Source organism: Sorangium sp. So ce327 (genome assembly GCF_051530205.1).
GTDB classification, from domain to species: Bacteria; Myxococcota_A; Polyangia; order Polyangiales; family Polyangiaceae; genus Sorangium; species Sorangium cellulosum_B.
In genome coordinates, this window is the sequence record NZ_CP150330.1 from 8,403,614 (window position 1) to 8,419,848 (window position 16,235).

Annotated in this window: 10 protein-coding genes and 15 tRNA genes; 1 reads left to right on the plus strand and 24 read right to left on the minus strand. The window is 71.0% G+C overall.

Going from position 1 to position 16,235, the window contains the following annotated elements; genetic code table 11:
* Nucleotides 1-36 precede the first annotated feature (36 nt).
* The 21 genes from WME95_RS31215 to WME95_RS31315 form a co-directional block, all read right to left on the minus strand.
* Nucleotides 37-2,253 carry a protein kinase domain-containing protein gene (locus WME95_RS31215; protein ID WP_437902998.1) on the minus strand — a complete coding sequence of 739 codons (2,217 nt, stop codon included), beginning with the start codon at nucleotides 2,251-2,253 and terminating at the stop codon, nucleotides 37-39.
* A gap of 113 nt (nucleotides 2,254-2,366) precedes the next feature.
* On the minus strand, nucleotides 2,367-2,852 hold the full coding sequence (locus WME95_RS31220) for an HNH endonuclease (RefSeq protein ID WP_437902999.1): 486 nt from the start codon (nucleotides 2,850-2,852) through the stop codon (nucleotides 2,367-2,369).
* A gap of 93 nt (nucleotides 2,853-2,945) precedes the next feature.
* Nucleotides 2,946-3,018: transfer RNA gene (locus WME95_RS31225), tRNA-Leu, on the minus strand.
* Between the two features lie 4 nt (nucleotides 3,019-3,022).
* Nucleotides 3,023-3,104 (minus strand) — tRNA-Leu (locus tag WME95_RS31230).
* A 15-nt stretch (nucleotides 3,105-3,119) separates the two neighbouring features.
* Nucleotides 3,120-3,193: transfer RNA gene (locus tag WME95_RS31235), tRNA-Pro, on the minus strand.
* A gap of 45 nt (nucleotides 3,194-3,238) precedes the next feature.
* Nucleotides 3,239-3,312 (minus strand) — tRNA-Pro (locus tag WME95_RS31240).
* Nucleotides 3,313-3,398: 86 nt separating this feature from the next.
* Nucleotides 3,399-3,472: transfer RNA gene (locus tag WME95_RS31245), tRNA-Glu, on the minus strand.
* A gap of 88 nt (nucleotides 3,473-3,560) precedes the next feature.
* Nucleotides 3,561-3,631, minus strand: a tRNA-Gly gene (locus tag WME95_RS31250).
* A gap of 178 nt (nucleotides 3,632-3,809) precedes the next feature.
* Nucleotides 3,810-3,881 (minus strand) — tRNA-Ala (locus WME95_RS31255).
* Nucleotides 3,882-4,042: 161 nt separating this feature from the next.
* Nucleotides 4,043-4,112, minus strand: a tRNA-Trp gene (locus tag WME95_RS31260).
* Between the two features lie 4 nt (nucleotides 4,113-4,116).
* Nucleotides 4,117-4,188, minus strand: a tRNA-Asp gene (locus tag WME95_RS31265).
* Between the two features lie 7 nt (nucleotides 4,189-4,195).
* A tRNA-OTHER gene (locus WME95_RS31270) sits at nucleotides 4,196-4,318 on the minus strand.
* 75 nt (nucleotides 4,319-4,393) lie between these two features.
* A tRNA-Arg gene (locus tag WME95_RS31275) sits at nucleotides 4,394-4,465 on the minus strand.
* A gap of 184 nt (nucleotides 4,466-4,649) precedes the next feature.
* Nucleotides 4,650-6,329, minus strand: coding sequence for a TROVE domain-containing protein (locus WME95_RS31280; RefSeq protein ID WP_437903000.1), 1,680 nt, complete (start codon nucleotides 6,327-6,329; stop codon nucleotides 4,650-4,652).
* 99 nt (nucleotides 6,330-6,428) lie between these two features.
* Nucleotides 6,429-6,503, minus strand: a tRNA-His gene (locus WME95_RS31285).
* Nucleotides 6,504-6,515: 12 nt separating this feature from the next.
* Nucleotides 6,516-6,588, minus strand: a tRNA-Pro gene (locus tag WME95_RS31290).
* A 99-nt stretch (nucleotides 6,589-6,687) separates the two neighbouring features.
* Nucleotides 6,688-6,759, minus strand: a tRNA-Asn gene (locus tag WME95_RS31295).
* Between the two features lie 93 nt (nucleotides 6,760-6,852).
* Nucleotides 6,853-6,926: transfer RNA gene (locus WME95_RS31300), tRNA-Lys, on the minus strand.
* A gap of 440 nt (nucleotides 6,927-7,366) precedes the next feature.
* Complete coding sequence (locus tag WME95_RS31305; RefSeq protein WP_437903002.1) at nucleotides 7,367-7,543, minus strand: hypothetical protein; 177 nt, start codon at nucleotides 7,541-7,543, stop codon at nucleotides 7,367-7,369.
* A 316-nt stretch (nucleotides 7,544-7,859) separates the two neighbouring features.
* Complete coding sequence (locus tag WME95_RS31310; protein WP_437903004.1) at nucleotides 7,860-9,086, minus strand: tetratricopeptide repeat protein; 1,227 nt, start codon at nucleotides 9,084-9,086, stop codon at nucleotides 7,860-7,862.
* Between the two features lie 141 nt (nucleotides 9,087-9,227).
* A complete protein-coding gene (locus tag WME95_RS31315; protein ID WP_437903005.1) occupies nucleotides 9,228-10,295 on the minus strand; it encodes a protoporphyrinogen/coproporphyrinogen oxidase in 1,068 nt (355 codons plus the stop codon).
* A gap of 204 nt (nucleotides 10,296-10,499) precedes the next feature.
* Here WME95_RS31315 and WME95_RS31320 point away from each other — a divergent pair, with 204 nt between their 5' ends.
* On the plus strand, nucleotides 10,500-12,218 hold the full coding sequence (locus WME95_RS31320; RefSeq protein ID WP_437911046.1) for an NAD-dependent malic enzyme: 1,719 nt from the start codon (nucleotides 10,500-10,502) through the stop codon (nucleotides 12,216-12,218).
* 49 nt (nucleotides 12,219-12,267) lie between these two features.
* Here WME95_RS31320 and WME95_RS31325 read toward each other — a convergent pair whose 3' ends face one another.
* The 3 genes from WME95_RS31325 to WME95_RS31335 form a co-directional block, all read right to left on the minus strand.
* A complete protein-coding gene (locus tag WME95_RS31325; protein ID WP_437293542.1) occupies nucleotides 12,268-12,681 on the minus strand; it encodes a hypothetical protein in 414 nt (137 codons plus the stop codon).
* A 153-nt stretch (nucleotides 12,682-12,834) separates the two neighbouring features.
* The gene (locus WME95_RS31330) at nucleotides 12,835-14,313 is read right to left on the minus strand and encodes a hypothetical protein (RefSeq protein WP_437903006.1); all 1,479 of its coding nucleotides are present in this window, start codon (nucleotides 14,311-14,313) and stop codon (nucleotides 12,835-12,837) included.
* 214 nt (nucleotides 14,314-14,527) lie between these two features.
* Complete coding sequence (locus WME95_RS31335; RefSeq protein WP_437903007.1) at nucleotides 14,528-16,189, minus strand: Ppx/GppA phosphatase family protein; 1,662 nt, start codon at nucleotides 16,187-16,189, stop codon at nucleotides 14,528-14,530.
* Nucleotides 16,190-16,235: the final 46 nt, after the last annotated feature.

The window sequence follows — 16,235 nt, forward strand, 5'->3', positions numbered from 1 at the left end:
GCGGCGCGAGCCCCGCCTCCCCGCGGTCCGCCGAGGCTATATCGTCGTATCGCGTCGCCACCGCCAGCGGGGCGCCGGCCGAGGCCTCGAGTCCACCGGGGGCTCTGCCGGCGGCGTCGCGATCTCCTCTCTCTCTTCCTTCGCAGGGGGCATCTCCCCGTCCGCGGGAGGCTCTGGCTGCGGCGGCGCCCTCCGCTGCCGCAGGGCGCACTCCTCGTTCTGCCTCTCCAGCGCGTCGATTTGCGTGGAGGCCTCGTCGAGCCTGCGCTCGAGCAAGCCCGCGCGCGTGGACTCGCGCCTCAGCTCCGACAGGACCGCCCTGAGCTCTTGCTCTCTCGAGCGGAGGGCGGTCCTCACCCTCTCGCGCTCATCCTCGGCCTGTCCGAGCCGCGCCGACAGGCGCTCGCGGTCGCCCTCGAGCCCGGCGATCTCGCGCTCCATGGCGCTCCTCGACTGCTCGTAGCGCTCGTCCGCCTCGGCCTTTGCGGCGGCCGCGGCCTGCGCCGCGCGCCTCGCTCGGAGCTCGGCGCCCTCGGCCAGGCGCTTCGCCTCGGTCATCGAGTCCCTGGCGGAGTTGGCGCTCTTCGCGTCGTCGCTCGCCTTCATCGCGAGCGCGAGCGCCTCCTCGGTGGCGCGCTGCGCCTCGGTCATCTTCGCGAGGGCCTCCTGCGCGGAGGAGTTCGCGGCCGCCTCGAGGCGGCTGTGCTCCCGCGCGGCGCGCTCGGCGGCCTCGGCGGTCGCCCGCGCCCGCGTCGCGTGCACCCAGAACACCGTGGTCGTCGCGACCATGCCCATCAGGAAGACCACGCCGAGCGCAAGGAGCACCCTCGTGAGCCGCTCGCGGCGGGCCTCCGCGCCGAGGGCCGCGTCGAGGAAGCTGCGCTCCAGGCCCGAGAGATCGTCGATGTCCCGGGCCCACGCGGACAGCTCGTGCAGCGCCTTGCCGCGCGGCAGGAGCCTCGGCGCCCTGCCGCTCGCGACCCACATGGAGAGCGCCTCGTCGAGCTCCTTCTTCGCCCGGCCGAGCCGGTGCAGCGCCGTCGCCACCTCCGCCATGCGCGGCCGCGCATCCGGGTCGAACGACAGCACCCGGTGGACGAGGGCGACGAGATCGGGCGGCGTGGCGGCGCTCATCGGGGGCGGCCACGCGCCGCGCGGCGCGTCGGGCGTCTGCCCCTCGAGCAGCTCGTAGAGGATGACGCCGAGGGAGTAGACGTCCGCCTTGACGTCGACGCTCCCGGAGTGGCGCTCCTGCTCCGGCGCCATGTAGCTCCTCGTTCCGAGGCCCCACGCGCCTTCCTGCGTGAACGGCATCGTGGGCTGTCCCGCGCCCCCGCCGCTCGACGCGGGCCCGGCGGGCTCGATGGACACGCGCCCCGCAGCAGAAGAGACGACCCCGGGCGGGATCTCGACCGGCGCGGGGAGGATCTGGATCGCAGGCCTCTCGAGGCTCACGCGAGGAAGGCTCCGGAGCGCGTCGTCCTCGCGCGGGTCGCTCTCCGCTGTCGAGCTCCCTTCGCTGTCCGCCGTCGTGCGCGCGTCGCTCGCAGGGCCGCTCGCCATCCCCGCCCAGCCGGCGGCGCTCTCGCGGTCGGGCGCCATCCCCACCGTCGGCGCGCTCGGCGCCGAGAGCTCGGTGCGGAGCGTGGGCGCGGACGCAGGCGCGAGGGAGCCCCTCGCGTCCAGCTCCAGCACCTCGGGGAGGCCGCCCCAGAGGACCTTCGCGATGCCGAAATCGAGGATCTTGACGCGGCTGCCCCCGGGGGCGAGCTCGTCGTCGATCACCATGATGTTCTCCGGCTTCAGATCGCGGTGGACGACCTTGGACGCGTGGGCCGCGGCCATGGCCGACGCGATCTGGTAGCCGAGCCGCACGACCTGCCGCGGCCGATCCGCGGCCGGCACGGCCTGCACCCAGTCGCGCAGCCCCCGCCCGTCCAGGTACTCCATCACGATGTAGGGCGAGCCGTCCTCGAGCTCACCGGAGTCGAAGACTCGGACGATGCCGGGGTGGTTGATGATGTTGACGGCGATCGCCTCCTGCCGGAAGCGAGCCACGACGTCCGGCCGGCGGGCGTAGTCGCCGAGCAGCACCTTGATCGCCGCCCGCGCCCGCGTCTTCGGGTGCCGCGCGCGGAAGACGCGCCCCATCCCGCCGCGGCCGAGCTCCCCCTCGATGAGCCAGCCCCGCAGGATCGCGGGGAACGGCGCGTCCTCGTCCTCCGCGCGGCCTTCGGCCTGACGCGTCTCCATGCCTGCCCATCCTGCACCCGCGCGGCCGCCGGTGGAAGCCCCGACGCGCGCCGGCGCGCCCGACCCGCCGTCTGCACGACGGGCCGCGGGCGCGCCGGCGCGAGGGGCTCAGCTCACCCCGAGCTCGCGCAGTAGCCTGCCCACAGCTCCGGGATGCGCCGCTCGCTCAGGCCCATCACGGGCGCAGGCGGCAGCCACTTCGGCTTCACCGGGGCGCGGAGCAGCTTCATGCCGGCCTGCTCCGGCGTACGCCCCCGCTTCGCCGAGTTGCACGCGTAGCAGGAAGCGACGATGTTGTCCCAGACGGTCTTGCCACCCTGCACACGCGGGATGACGTGATCGTAGTTGAGCTCACGGGCCACCTTCTGCACGCCGCAGTACTGGCAGCGGAAGCCGTCGCGCAGGAGGACGTTGAGCCGCGAGAACTTCACGCCGCGCTTCATCCCCAGCGTCGGTCGCTTCAGCCGCACCACCGCAGGCGCGTTGATGGAGAGCGACGGCGACCGGATGACGTCGTCGTACACCTCGATGACCTCCACCTTGCCCAGGAAGCTCATCGTGACGGCGGTCTGCCAGGGGATGACCTTATGGGGCACCATCCATGGCGTCAAAAGCAGCGTCTGCGCGGTCATGGCCCACCTCTCTATCGTCTCTTTCTCTTCATGACGTCACTCCAGGTTAGACGCAATCGGTGCCCGGGGAGGGAGTCGAACCCCCAGATGGCTGGGTCTAAGCCAGCAGCGTTTGCCGTTTCGCCACCCGGGCAGGGTGTCACCGGTGGGACTCGAACCCACATACCCCGAAGGGCGCAGGATCTCAGCCTGCCACGTATGCCGTTCCGTCACGGTGACGTCCGCGCGACGCGGTCTGAGTGGGAGGATTCGAACCTCCAGCCCCCGGCTCCCCGAGCCGGTGCTCTACCAGGTTGAGCCACACCCAGAGGGTCTTCGTCGCGCGTCGCGGCGGAGCTGTCGCTCCTCCGCGGTCTGGGTGGGGGGATTCGAACCCCCAGTCCCCGGCTCCCGAAGCCGGTGCTCTACCAGGTTGAGCCACACCCAGAAAGTTCTCATCAAGATGGAATTGGCAGGCTCGCTCGCTCGGGCGCGGGCTCTCAAAGGAGCACGCTGGCGAGCGGAGCGGCCCGGTGTCCCCAGCGGGATTCGAACCCGCGCCTCCGGAGCGAAAATCCGGCCGCCTGAGCCTCTAGCGAGATGGGGACAGGGTCACACGATCAAGAGCGTCGACCTGCGGCCCCGACGCCGCGACGTCGCTGGCGCAGAGCGCCGCGAGGCGCGGCCCCTGAAGGGAGCGGTGGAGGAGAATCGAACTCCCGTCGCGAGCCTGGCACGCTCGCACTCTACCGTTGAGCTACCACCGCGGGTTCATCGAAAAAAGAGGCGGGCCGCCGGGCGCCGCGCGCCCGCACATCGTGTGCGGCCGCCGGACGACGGCCCGCCTCGGCAACGAGACGAACGAACGGGCAAAGGGCGCCGTGGGGAGGTCCCAAGGGGGAACTGCCAAGCGACATGGTAACCCACGAGCATTGGCCCGTCCGGTGGAGCGACGAGGGGTCGAACCTCGATCCCTGCCGTGCGAAGGCAGTGTTCTCCCGGTTGAACTATCACCCCGAGCCAGCGGTCCTGGCGTCAGATCTTCATCATCGAACATCCATCTCCTTGTCTCCCCACGTCCTTTACCCCCTTTACCTATTTTACCTCCTTTACCTCCTTGCCCATTGGACGATCACGCATCGTTCTTATTGGGATCATCGCGCTCCTTTTTTTTGCGGCGGGGTGTGAAGGAATCGAACCTTCTCGCAGGAGTTTTGGAGGCTCCGCCGTCTCCATGACGCACACCCCAAGGCGCCCCCGAGGAGGATCGAACTCCCCTCACCTGATCGACAATCAGGCTGCCTCACCAGATGCATACGAGGGCAAACCAGCGCCGCCGACGGGATTCGAACCCGCGTCATCCAGATTAACGGTAACCGTCCTCCTTCGGCCCGGATCGGGCAAATGGTGGAGAGCGGAATGTCAGGTGCTCTACCAGGCTGAGCTACGGCGGCATGGTCGGGATCCGAGAACCGTCGTCCTTCGGCCCGGATCGGGCGAGAGAGCGGGCGACGGAGAGGAGATCCCGGCGCCCCCGGCGGGACTCGAACCCGCATCGACCGGCTTCGTAGGCCGGCCCCTATCCATTCGGGCTCGGGGGCTTTTGCTGAGAGCAGGACGCTGGAGTCGAACCACGAGAACTGTCCCTCCGAGGCCCGGGAGATCCCGGGCAAAGGGTGAAGGACAGGTGCCATCCATCATGGCGGCGCCCCGCAAAAGGAGGGCGCTCGTGAGGCGCCCTCGTGGGACGGACGGGCCGGCGGAGCCCGTCCGTCACGCTGCCTGTTACGAGACACCCCGGGTGAAATCCGCCATCACCTGGGGGGCCGCCCCGTCGAACCCCACGACATCGAGCATGCCGGGGTCCGTGGGATCGGCGATCGAGAAGCCGGTCGACGTCATGCCGACGACGATCAGCCGGGCCGGTCGGCCCATCGCTTGCCTGTATTCCCTGAGCGCCTGGAACGGGTGAACGCCGCCCGCCCAGGTCTCGTTGTCCGTGTAGATGACGAACGCGTCGACCTCTACGCGGTTCCGCTTCGCCCAGACCATCGGCAACGCGCAGTCGGTGCCGCCGAAGGGCAGGCCATTCACCGCGCGCAGCACGTCGTCGAGGCGCTGCTCCGGCGATATCGACAGCGGCATGAGGCCGGAGACGCCCCCGCCCCACTTGCCGCCGTACCCGCCCGACGCCGCCGAGAAGCCGACGACGCCGTACTCGCGCTCGATCCTCGCCGTCGCCATGGCCATGGCTGCGCTCGCCACGCGCGGCGTCAAGCCAGGGACGCCGGCGATGGAGCCGCTGGTCATGGACCCGGAGATGTCGAGCGCCAGGAGGTGCTTCTTCCCCGTCGGCTCGACCGCCCGGAACGCGAGGTAGAACGCCTCGTTCAGCGCGTCGACGACCTCGCGGACCGGGGTCCACGAGAGCGCGTTGGCGCGCCGGCGAGCGCGCTCGCCGTGGCCCTGCTCATAGACCTTGAGGGCCGAGAGCACGGCGATGGGGTGGACCCTGGCCGCGCGCAGGCGCTCGGCGTCGGTGAGCTGTCGCGCCACCCTGCGGGACGCGTCGCTCATCGGCGAGAGCAGGCCGATCGCGGTCAGCTTCCCCAGGTTCCGGAGGAGCGCTGTCTGAGGCATGTGCTCGAGCAGCGCCTCCCAGACCGCAGGGTCGTTCTTCCACTCGGTCAGGAGCATCTCGTGCGTGAAGCGATGCTGCCTGATCAGCGCGGTGACCTGCTTGCGGTTCGTCGCCGCGCGGAGCGACTCGAACGCGCGCACCGCGTCCGGCAGATCGGTCATGGGCAGCGCCTTGCCGCGCGCCGACTCCTTGCCGAGCGCCTCGATGCCGCCGACGATCCAGCGGTAAAGGGCGTCGTGCTGCGGGGTCGGCGCGACCGGGTGCGCGAGCCTCAGGAGATCGCGGTGGCTGAAGCCGTCGCGCTGCTGGTACTTCATCGCCTGGTACGCGACCCTGTCGACGGGCTTGCCGTTGTACCAGGCGGCGACGGCGGACCGGAGCCCGCGCCCCCACTTGCGGAACCCCCGCACATCGCGGACGAAGTGGAAGAGATCCGTCCCGGTGCGGCACACCTCGGGCAAGGCCGCGAGGGCGGCCTGCCGGGTCTCGAGCTTCGCGTCGGCGGCGGCGATCGCGAGCGCGAAGATCGCGGGCGCGTTCTTCGGCGCTCGCCCCGAGCCGCTGATGTCGACGATGCGCTGCACGGCGCGGGGCCCGTCCGCGGCGAGGCACGCCTCGACGGCGCGGGCGTTCTCCACCGTGAGCTTCCGCTCGGTCGCGTAGTAGGTCCCCCCCTCGGCGCCGAGGATCAGCCAGCGGTCGAGCCTCGCCCACTCGTCGAGGGCGAAGGCGAAGCCGCCGGCGCTGTTCTTCGCCTGATCGGCGCGGGCCTTCTGCCGCTGCGGGGTGACCAGCGCGGCGAAGTGCTTCAGATAATCGGCCATCACACCACCTCCGGCCCGGGCCCCCGGGCAATAGAGGACGGATAAAAGAGCGTGCTCGGGTTGATCTCCCAAAGATAACCGAGCCCGTTCGACCCGTCCTGGGTGGGCGTACGGGGATCGAACCCGCCTCCGCAGGGTCACAACCTGCCCTCTTCACCAGAAGAGAAACACCCACGCAAACCATCGTCGGGATGGCCGGAATCGAACCGGCGGATCTCCTCACCCCAGATGAGGCGCCTTTCCACTAGGCTACATCCCGCAGCGCCCGCTCGAACGAGGCGCCGACGCGCCCCCGGCGGGCGGCGAGCCGGCGCCTCGCGTGAGCGAAACGGGCCTGCCTCCCGCGATGGGGGCGCGGCTCCGGCGGGAGGAATCGAACCTCCAACCACCCGCTTAACAGGCGGGCGCTCTACCATTGAGCTACACCGGAACATGGAGGCGCAACGCGCCTCCACTTCATCATCCTGGATTGTCACAGATCAGGTGTCCCCGACGCCGGCGCGGCTGCGCCGGCGAGGACAGGTGGACCCGAGAGGAATCGAACCTCCAACCGTCCGCTTAAGAGGCGGCTGCTCTATCCAGCTGAGCTACGGGTCCGCGCGGAGGGCACACCTCCGCATGGCCTGCCGTGTCAGCAAGCCAAACCACGTCGACCATTCCGCGTAAGCATTACCCGGCGCCGTGAACGCGCGCCGCGGCGCTCATCCTCGAATCGAATGCTCCCAGCGCATTCAATGCCGCGCCTCCTTTCTCCGGGCGCAACTCCCCCACCCCAGCGCGCGACGACGTCGCGCGCCGCGCGCAAGACAACTCATCTCCTCGACTCGCCGGCAGCCCGCGATCCACAGCAGGCCGATAGCCCACAGCAGATCTCCAGCCACCGGCAGGCCGACAGCCCACAGCAGATCTCCAGCCCACGAGCGGGCCGATAGCCGCAACGAGCCGACAGCCCACAAGCCCCCAGAACGCCGAAGGCCGCCTGGGTTTCCCGAGGCGGCCTTCGCGAACGTCGTCGATCGACGCGTGCTTAGCTGCCTCTAGGCGCTATTCTCCGGGTTACCGAGCTTCCGCGACGGACGGAGGCTGCAAGGGTAGCCTGGATTATGCGCCCAATGTTCACCACCCAGCAGGCGATCCCATGCCATGGCCGCATCGGGCGTTCCCGACTTGGACAGGATGGTGACGAGCTGCAGGTTGTCGCGGCGGCTGAACATGGCGAATCCTCGTGTTCGGATTAAGTACTCCCCTTGGACGGGCTGCGCAACAGAAAAGTTCCTCGAGTCGATTCTTTTTTCGCCGCCTTCAACGCCTTCACCATTGGCGCGCTCCCTCGGCGCTCGCCGGTCCGAGCGCGGTCGGTGCAATCGAAGAACCGCGCCATCTTCCATCTTCCATCTTCCATCTTCCCTTTGCCGGCGCCCGCCCTGGACCTGATATGCCGCGGGCGTCAGGCGCGACCCGCGGCGGCGCTCAGGCCTCCTGAGCCAGGGGCGACGGCAGCAGGCGACCGCGCGCAGCGCACCTCGTGGCCTATTTCGTGCTGACGTTGTCGCCGACGCTGGCGCCGAGCCGGACTCGCTCGTCGCAGCCGCCACCGGAGACGACCAGCTGACCGCCCTGCACTTTCACGACGGCCTCGCCCCCATCCGGCCAGCGCAGCGCCACGATCGCCCGGCCGGTGCGCGCGTCATAGAACGTCCGCTCGCGGTAGCTCGCGCCGTCCCGACAGCGCATCTCGCCATCGACCTCTCCGTCGTAGACCGCGCCAGCGCCGTTGAAGGAGCTCTCCAGCACGAGCAGCTCCCCCTCGACCGAGCCGCTCACGCTGCGTGTCCCATGGCAGTGCGCGGGCCAGCCCCCCGAATGACCGCCGTTCACGACCAGGAACCCGTCCGGCTTGCGGGGGAAGACCACATGGTTGCTGTGGTGCACGTACATCATGTAGTCGCGAGGGAAGACCCACGGCGGACCGCCGGTGCACGGGCTGTCCGCCCACCTCGAGTCGGGCCTGCACAGGCGCTCTCGCGCCGCGGCCTCGCTCGTCGCCTCGCCGGGCGCCTGCTCGGCGGTGCCGATCCGCGCGAGGAGCTCGGTCCACCCCTTCACGAGCTCGGCGCCCTCGAGGTCGGCCTTGCGGACCTCCACGGTGCACGTCGATCTGCCGGCGAGCTTGCCGCGCGTCGCCGCCGAGGGCTTGAGCAGGTGCGCGTTGGCATAAGCGACCCGGGCCGCCTCGGCGTCGCCCGCCCTGTCGCGCAGGAGCCCGAGGTTGAACCAGATCTGGGAGCGCAGCTCGGGATCGCCCGCCCCTGCGAGCGCCGCGTCGAAATCGTGGTCCGCCGCTTCGCTGTCGCCCGCCGTCAGGTGCGCGAAGCCTCGCTCCGCGAGCGCCCGCGCGTCGCTCGGGTCCGCGGCGATCGCCTCGGAGAACGCCTGGATGGCCGCGTTGAAGTCCCGCTTCTTGGTCGCGAGCCGGCCTCTGGCCAGCGCGGCCTTGTACGTGTCGAGGGCCTGCTTCTCCTTCTCGGTGAGCGGGCGCGCGCTCGGGGCGGGCAACGCCGACGGCGCCGGCGGCGCAGCGCTGCTCGCCGACGCGACGGCGGCAGGTGAGCTCGCCGCGACGGGCGGCGCGCTCTCGGCGGTCGGTCGCGGCGGCTGGTCACGGCAGCCCGCGGCGACGCACGCCGCGATGAAGCCGAGCGCGAGGCGCCTCTCGATTTCGCGCGTGCGGTGACAGCCGGTGATGTCGGTGGTCATGGTGCCCATCCTCGCCCGTCCGGGTCGAGCCTGTCACCGCGGATCGACGCCGGCAGGCCGCGCTCCTCGCGCCCGAGTCGGCGAGCTTTTTGGAGGACGGGGCGTCTCTCGTGCGTGGTCGCACCGGAGCGCGACGGCGCTCTACAGGGCGCCGACGCGCTCCGCGGCCACCTCGGCGGAGCGCACGGCGGCGTCGATCCCGGAGCCGTGGAACGCCGATCCGGCGAGGAGCACGCCGCTGCCGGCGAGGGCGTGCTCGACCTCTCTGACCCGCGCCGCGTGCGCAGGAGTGGAGACCGGGAGCGCGCTCGACCAGCGCGAGACCCACGCGCGCTCGGAGGGCCCGTGCACGCGCAGCACGCGCGCGAGCGAGGCCTCGGCGCGCGCCGTCCAGGCGTCGTCGCCCATCTGCTCGAGGTCCGCCGGATCGGGGCGGAAGAAGAGGCGAAGCGTGACGTGGCCGGCGGGGGCGCGCTCGGCGAACTTCGAGGTCGTGAACGTGCACGCGCGGAAGCCGTGCGCCTGGTGCCCCGCGGCGACGACGAAGCCGGTGCCGTCGAGCGGATGCTCGATCGCGGCGCGCGGGTACGCCAGCGAGACGGTCACGCTGGAGAGCGTCTCGGCGTCGCGGAGCGCCCGCCCCGCCTCTCCGAGCAGCGCGGCCGCGCCGGCGGCGTGGGTGGCGAGGACGACCGCGTCGGCGTCTATCTCGGCCCCTCCGGCGAGCGCGAGGCGGAAGCCCCCGGCCACCTTCGCGAGCGAGGCGACGGCTGCGGAGGAGCGCACCTCGACGCGCCCGGCGATCGCGAGCGCGAGCGTCTCGGTCAGCTGCGCCATGCCGAGGCGGAAGGTCCGGATCCCCTTGCCGAGCTCGTCGCGCGGCACCTGGAAGCCGAGGAACTCCGCCGCCTCGCCCGGCGCGAGCTCCCGCAGCGCGACGCCGTCGAAGCCGAACGACCGGTGCGTCTCCTGACCGACGAGATCGCCGGCGATACCGAGCGCGCTCGCCAGCCCAGGGACGGCCTCGCTCCGCGCGATGAACCCCTCGGCGCCGAGCTCGACGACGAAGCCCGAGGCCCGCTCCGTCCAGAGCTGTCCGCCGACCCGCGGAGCCGCCTCGACGAGCGTCACCTGATCGCCCGCCATCGCCCGCCGGAACGCAACGATGCACCCGGCCAGACCGCCTCCAATGACGGCAATGCGTCGCATCGCGCCTCTATACCACGAGGCGATAACAATGTGAGAAGCACTGCATCCGGCGAGCAAGATCCGCCCGGGCTCGCCCGTCGGTGATACCCCTGTGAGAAACACTCCATTCACCGACCGGCAACCACCCGAGTTCGCCCGCTCGCGCGCTCAAGCGGTCAAGGAATGCTCGCCGGCGCGCGCGCGTCGGTTTAGAATGCCTCCATGGTGAGGATCTCAAAGTATTTCGACGTCAAGAGAGACGCCTATGGCCGCGAGTACATGGAGGTGTACTTCGACGGAATCGCCCTCCTCAGGCTCGTCATGACCAACAAGGGGACGGCCTTCACGCCGGAAGAGCGCGTGAACCTCGGGCTCGACGGGCTGCTCCCGCCGCAGGTCAACACCATGGAACAGCAGCTCGCCCGCGTCTATGGCGGGTTTCGCCGCGAGCCGACGCCGATCGCCAAGTATCAGTATCTGCGGGCGCTCCAGGAGCGCAACGAGATCCTCTACTATGCGCTGCTCAATCGCCACCTCGGCGAGATGCTGCCCATCGTCTACACGCCGACCGTGGGCGAGGCCGTGCAGCAGTTCAACTTCCTCTATCAGAGCGCGCGCGGCGTCTCGTTCTCTCCCGTGAACATCGATCGCGCCCAGCGCGTGCTCGCGAGCTTCCCGTGGGAGGACGTGCGCATGATCGTGGCGACCGACTCCTCCGCGATCCTCGGCATCGGCGACCAGGGTTACGGCGGGCTCGCCATCCCGATCGGCAAGCTCGCGCTGTACACCGCGGGCGGCGGCGTGAGCCCGTTCCACACGATGCCCGTGGTCCTCGACGTGGGGACCGACCGGGCCGATCTCATCGAGGACCCGTTCTACCTCGGTGTTCGCCAGCGCCGCCTGCGCGGCGACGCCTACTTCGACTTCTTCGACAGGTTCGTCGACGCCGTGAAGAGCAGCTGCCCCCGCGCCGTCATCCAGTGGGAGGACCTCTCCAAGGAGGCCGCCTTCTCCGTGCTGGATCGGTACCGGAAGGTGATCCCCTCCTTCAACGACGATATCCAGGGGACAGGGGCGGTCACCCTCGCGGGCGTGGTCGCCGCGTGCAGGCTGCGCGGCGAGCGGCTCAGGGATCAATCGGTGGTCATCCACGGCGCGGGCGCGGGCGGCGTCGGCGTCGCCTGGGCCATCTGCCAGGGGATGCTCCGCGACGGGCTCACCGAGGACGAGGCGCTCGCCCGCATCTTCGTCCTCGACTCCAAGGGCCTGCTCGCGAAGGACCGCCCGATGGAGGAGTACAAGCGCAAGTTCGCGCAGGATCCGGGGAAGATCGCCGCATGGAAGAAGGCCGGGGCCGTGCCGACGCTGCTCGAGACCCTCGAGAACACGCGCGCGACCGTGCTCCTCGGGCTGTCCGGGCAGCCGCGCTCGTTCAGCGAGCCCGTGATCAAGGCGATGGCCGCCAACACCCCGCGGCCGGTCATCTTCGCCCTCTCCAACCCGACGAGCTCCTGCGAGGCGCTCCCCGAGGAGATCCTCGCCCTGACCGAGGGCCGCGCGCTCGTCGCGACCGGCAGCCCTTTCCCGCCCGTGGAGGTCGACGGCAGGACCATCCCCATCGGCCAGGGGAACAACGCCTTCATCTTCCCGGGGCTCGGGTTCGGCTCCATCCTGTCCGACGCGCGCGAGATCACGGACGGCATGGTGCTCGCGGCGGCGTATGCGCTCGTCGACTACACGGCGGAGAAGCACCTCGACAAGGGGCTCATCTACCCGCCCGTGGAGGAGCTCCAGGAGGTCTCCACGCGCGTCGCCATCGCGGTCATCCGGGCGGCGTTCGAGGACGGCGTCGCGAGGAGCGAGAAGGTCGACAGCGGGAACGTCGAGGCCTATGTGAAGGCGCGGTTCTGGCAGCCGAAGTACCTGCCGTTCGTCCGCGGCTAGCGCCTGGCGCGGCGGGGCGCCCGCGGCGCGCGCCGCGGGCGGCGCCACCTCAGCCGAGCTGGGACAGGAACTTCCGGAGCTGCTGCGCCTCCACCATCGTCATCACCGGGACGAGCCAGGCCTCGAGCGAGGTGGTGTCGCGAAACGCCTTTCGGCTCGAGTTGTGCGCGTCCCGGATGAGGCGCTCGACCTGGAGCCCCAGGATCGCGTTCGACACCGGCAGCAGGTAGGCCGTCCGGTGCACCGTGGCGTTCTGGACCCGCATCATCTCCAGGAACTTCTCCGCGCTCTCGGGCGCGAGCACGTCGACCTGGAGCAGCTCGATGCAGACAACAGCGCCGTGCCGGTTCTGGGTCACGACGCCCTGGATCCGGGCGATGCACGCGTCGACCTCGCCAGTCGGGAGCGGTGATGCGAGCCTCACCTCGATGAGACGACCGGCCCTGTTGTCAACGGAGTACATGAGCGAAATTCACCCTAACGTAGACGTCCAGACCAGAGCGCGTCAATGAACGGCGCTTCGGTGCGGTGCGGCTCCGTACGCGCGCACACGCCATCGACGGTTTTTGTCAGCGCCCTCATCAAGCACCACAGAAAAAACCGTCTGCGACGGCGCTCACGCGTCGGACGAGAAGATCACCTTCCCGGCGCGCGCCTCTTCCTCGGAGGCCGCCTCCCGCTCGGCCTCGAGGGCCTTCGCCTCGGTCTCCAGATCGGGAAAGCGGTACCGGATCCCCTCGCCTGCCTCGAGGTCGACGTCGCCCCCGAGGGCGACCACCTCGCGGGTGATCTCCTCCGAGCGCGGCGGCTCCCCCGCCGCCTCCCGCCACGCCCGCTGGAGCACCGCCTCCGTGATCGGCTCCCGGCCCTGCCGCGCGCCGACGCGGGTAAGGATCGCCCGAAGCACGGCCCGCCGGCCGTTCCGCCGTGCGAGCCTCCGCTGCTTCAGCGGGCGCAGGAGCGCCCGGCCGAGCGGCAGCGCGAAGAGCGCGAGCGAGAAGACGAGCGGCACCACCCCGAGCGCGACCGCCGTCCCCGTGGCGGGCAGCTCCGCCATCGGGACGCCCCGCGCCAGGAGCCCGAGGTTGTCCAGCGTCAGGTGGGCCCCGAGCGCGTAGAGGCTCATCAGCAGGTTGAACCCGTTGAGCGCCACGATGAGCGCGTTCATCCCCGGCCCGTTCCCGGTCAGCGGAGGCAGCTCCTCCCGCTCCGCCCAGACCGGCGCGGGCGCCCGCGCCGGCGCCTCCGCGGCCGTCCGCCGGATCGCCTCGAACCGGTAAACGATGCCCCCCTCCTCGGAGACGTCGACCGTGCCGTCGTAGTCGAGCATCAGCCGCGCCATCATCGGATCCGCCTCGTCGCGCGAGAGCCCCGTCACGCGCATCACGTCGGCGAGCCCGATCCGGCCCCGCTGCGCGCGGATCTCGGCCAGGATGAGCTTTTCGGCCTCGAGCGGATCGCGCGGCGCCGGCGTCGGGCCGAAGAAGAACCGGTTCACCTTCTCGTAGAAGGGCGTCTCGTCGCGTCGCTGCCCGAACGCCCCGCGGTGGCCATGCGACGAGGACCACGCCGGCTCGGCCGTCCACACGAACGGCGAGAACGGGTGGAACGTCCAGAAGATCGCGTCGAGGACCAGCCGAAAGAGGAAGTAGCCGGCGAACGATCCGGGGACGCCGTCGTGATTGCGCGAGTCGCTGCTCGATCGGGCGAACAGCTGGGCGATCAGGATCCCGACGAAGATCACGACGTACGCGATCAGCACGATCGCGATCCACGCCCGCACGACGAAGCGGGCCACGCCGGCGGCGGCCCGGAGGACGGCCTGGAGCGCGCGCGTCAGGCGCGTGCGGGTCTCCCACGGCTTGGTGAAGCCGTACGGGAAGCGGAAGAGCAGCTCACCTTCGGACGTCGCCTTGAGGTGCCCGCGGTGCTCGCTGACGAGCAGGTGCAGGCCGCTCTCCGCGTCGCGCAGCGGCAGGCCGCTCTTCGCCGACGCGTCGGCGAGCGTCAGATCGCCCGTGTGCCCGCGCAGGGCGGACCTCAGGACGCCGGCGGCGCGGCGGGCCTCCATCAGCTTCGGAGATTTCAGCGTCAACGGTCGCTCGCCCCTGTTCCACGGCGGCGCAGCCGCGCCCGTCGGTACGGCATCGCCGCGCTCGTCCACGGGGGCAGGACCTCCCCCGTGCCGAGCTTCATGGTGGCCCGCAGGGCTCCACGCAAAGGCCATGGCGCCTTTTTCGGGCGTCGACCCCGCCAGCGCGCGCAGCGGAGCCTCGCGTCAGCCGCCGCGAGCGCGGCGGTGCCTCGCGTCATCCGCCCGCGCTCGCGGCCGGAGGCGGGCGCGACCTCGGCGTGGCGTCGACCATCCGCACCTCCAGGCCGAGCGCGTCGCGCAGCATCCCCGCCTTCGCGACGACCGTCCACTCCTCGAGCGCCCGGTCCTCCGCGCCCTGCACCTCGATCACCAGCGTGTCGCCCTCGATGCGGCCGCTCACCTCCGCGACCTTGGCCCGGTGCTCGCGATCGAGCGCGTCGGCGACGCGGAGGATCGACGCCATGGACTTCACCTTGGCGCGCGCGTCGCGCGAGAGCGCGCGGAAGTTGTCGTGATCCATGCTGGGCGGCGACTTCCTGTGGTAGCGCGCGATGTTCGCCACGATCGCGCGCTCCTCCGGGGTCAGGCCCATGAGGTCGCTGTGGGCGATGACGTAATAGCTGTGCTTGTGGTGCCCCTCGTAGCGGACGAAGTCGCCGATGTCGTGGAGCAGGGCCGCCGCGCGCAGGAGGATCCGGTCGCGCTGGCCGAGGCGATGGCGCGGGGCGAGGTCGTCGAACAGCCGCTCGGCGAAGCGGGCCACGAGCGCGCCGTGCTTCTCGTCGAAGTGGTAGCGGCGGCCGAGCCGGACGCAGGCGTCGCTGACCGCGGCGGCCTCTCCGCGGAAGTCGGGGCCGAGGAAGTGGGCGTGGGCGAGATCGACGAGAACGCCCTCCTTGAGCCCGACCCCGGGAGCGACGATGACCCGCTGCGCGAACGCCCGGGCGATGCGGCCCAGGATCGTCGCCGCGGGGACGATGGTGTCGGCGCGGTCCGGGCGCAGGCCGTAGATCTGCGCGCGCTCCTCGGGCGTCTTCGACGCCATCTCGTCGAGCAGGCGGGACATCGCGCCGACGTCGATCGCCCGCCCCTCCGCGGACCCGGCCGGCGCGGGGCAGAGATCCGCGAGCGTCTCGATGTTGCCGCCCGTGCCGACGAGCAGATCGATCCCCGAGCCCGATCCCTCGCCGAGCAGCTCCACGATCTCGCGCGTCGCCTCGACCATGACGCGATCGACGTACTCCTCGACGAGCCGCCGGTGCCCCGCGTCGACCGGGCGGCGATCCTCGAGGAAGGCCTCGACCATCCGCACCGTCCCCACGGGGAGCGAGCGCGAGAAGACGGCCCCGCGGCCGCGGAGCAGCGTGAGCTCGGTGGAGCCGCCGCCGATGTCGACGAGGAGCGCGGTCCGCTCGCCGAGCGCGACGCGCTCGCGGACGGCGAGCTGGACGAGGCGCGCCTCCTCGATCCCCTCGATGACCTCGATGTGGACGCCGGCCTCCCGCGCGGCGCGCTCGACGAAGAGGTCGCCGTTCTGGGCCTCGCGCGCGGCGCTCGTCGCCACCGCGCGGTAGCGGTCGACCTTGGCCGCATCCATCGCCGTGCGGAAGCGCCGGAGCGCCTCGCAGGCGGCGCCGATGACCCCCGACTCGAGCCGGCCCTTCGTGAACACGTCGTGCCCGAGACGCACCGAAGCGCGATCCGCATGGACATCGCGGAACGGGTGGAAGCGCGGCGCGTCGGGCGCCCCGGTCGCGGCCCCGGCGAGCGCCGGATCCCGGCCGGCCCCGAACGCCCCGAGCGCCGGAGGATCGACGTCGACGATGCGAAGCCGGATGGCGTTGGATCCGATGTCGATCGCAGCGAGCCGCGCCATGTCGGGAGAAGTAGCGAAGCTCCGGGCGGTTGGCTACTCTCATGCC